Below are 1871 nucleotides of genomic sequence, written 5' to 3'. Positions count from 1 at the left end.
CTTTTTTGCCTTCAACCGCCGAATGGCGGATCAAGGGGGCTATCCACTCCACGGACGACCCGCTGTTGCCTCCCCCTTCGCAGAAGGGGGATTGAGGGGGATTGGCTCTTCGCGCCAAAAGCAAATCCCCTGCTTCGCAGACGCTCGCCCCTTTTTGCGCCTTCAACCGCCGAATGGCGGGTCAAGGGAGCTGTCAACTCCGCGGACGACCTGCTTTTGCCTCCCCCTTCGAAGAAGGGGGATTGAGGGGGATTTGCTCTCTCTCCCTCCCTCACGCATCTCCAGGCACGCAACCTTCCGCAAAAGCACGATTACGCCTAAAGCCCTGCATCGCCCGGCCGATGCAGTGCATTGCAGACCGCTCCCCCACCGGCCTGGTGATTCTCCCGTCCTCGCTACCGGCCTTTTTCATGACCCGCTCACTCCGGAACTTCGCAAGCAGCAGCGTCGCCACCCGCCTGATGTCCGGCACGGCCCTGATCGCCGCGCTCGCCTTCGGCGTCACCGCCCTGATCACCTACATCCGCAGCAGCAATGCGCTCCTGGACAGTGCGCAAACCAGCATGCAGAACCTCGCGCAAGCGGAGGCGGAACGCATTTCCGGAGATCTGGAGCGCGCGTTCTCCACCAATGAAACGCTCCGCGACAGTTTCCTCAGCCAGCGGGCGCATGCCGGCCTGGATCGCGGCACCGCCAGCGCCATCATCCGCCAGCAACTGGTCACCCATCCCGAATGGGTCGGCGTGGGCACCATCTGGGAACCGGATGCGTTCGACGGCAAGGACGCGGAGAACGTCACCACAGAAGGCCACGACGCCACCGGCCGGTTCATGAGCTACTGGGCCTGGAGCGACGGCCAGCCGATGCAGGAAGCGCTGCGCGACTATGAAGTCCCCGGCAATGGCGACTGGTACCTGCTGCCACGCAAGCTCAAGCAGCCGGTGGTGCTGGAGCCCTACGAGTACGAGATCGGCGGTCGCAAGATATTGATGACCACGCTGGCCACGCCGATTGTGGAGAACGACAGGTTTATCGGCGCGATGACCGTCGATTTCGCACTGGAGTCCCTGCAGAAATCCATCGCCAGGTTGCGGCCGATGGGCGAAGGCCATGTCCGCCTGCTGTCGCCGGCCGGTACCGTGGTCGCCGATCCGGATCCGGCCAAGGTCGGGCGCAAGCTGGAAGACGCCGGCACCCGTGCCGTGCTGTCCAGCATCGCCAAGGGGCAGTCCGTCTTCCGCGAAAGCCGGGATGCGACCCTGGATGAGGATCTGGTGGAAGCCTATGTGCCGCTGCAGATCGGACAGGCCGCGCAGCGCTTTGCCCTGGGCGTGATGGTGCCGCGCTCGCTGCTGATGCAGCAGGCCCACTCGCTGCTGTTGACCATCATGGTGGTCGGGCTGATCGCCGCCAGCGTGCTGTGCGGTGCGTTGTTCGTACTGATGCGCCGTCAGATCCTCAAGCCACTGGCCGAGGCCGTGCGCATTTCCGATGCCATCGCCGAAGGCCGGCTGGACAACCGCATTGCCCAGGATCGCGATGACGAGTTGGGACAGCTGCAGGGCGCGATGCTGCGCATGCAATCCCAGATCCATGCGCTGATCGCCGCGCTGGGCGAAATGACCCGACGCCACCAGGAAGGCACGATCAGCTATCGCATGGACGAGTCCGCGTTCCCCGGCGAGTACGGCCGGATGGCGCGCGAGACCAACGCGCTTATCGGCGAACACATCAAGGTGAAGATGCGTGCGGTCGAGGTGATGCGGCAGTACGCCGTCGGTGATCTATCGGTGGACATGGAAGACCTGCCGGGTGAGAAGGCGGTCATCACCGAAGCGATGCGGGCCACCAAGGCGAGCCTGTCGGCCATC

At 64.3% G+C, this 1871-nt stretch carries 1 protein-coding gene; it reads left to right on the top strand.

Annotation, left to right across the window (positions count from 1 at the left end; genetic code table 11):
• Positions 1–410: 410 nt before the first annotated feature.
• Positions 411–1871 (top strand): PDC sensor domain-containing protein (locus tag IQ458_RS19445; RefSeq protein ID WP_203323842.1); only part of this gene is annotated, 1461 nt, incomplete at its 3' end.

The sequence above is a fragment of the Pseudoxanthomonas beigongshangi genome (assembly GCF_016820515.1).
GTDB classification, from domain to species: Bacteria; Pseudomonadota; Gammaproteobacteria; order Xanthomonadales; family Xanthomonadaceae; genus Pseudoxanthomonas_A; species Pseudoxanthomonas_A beigongshangi.
This window is presented reverse-complemented; position numbering and strand designations above follow the sequence as displayed.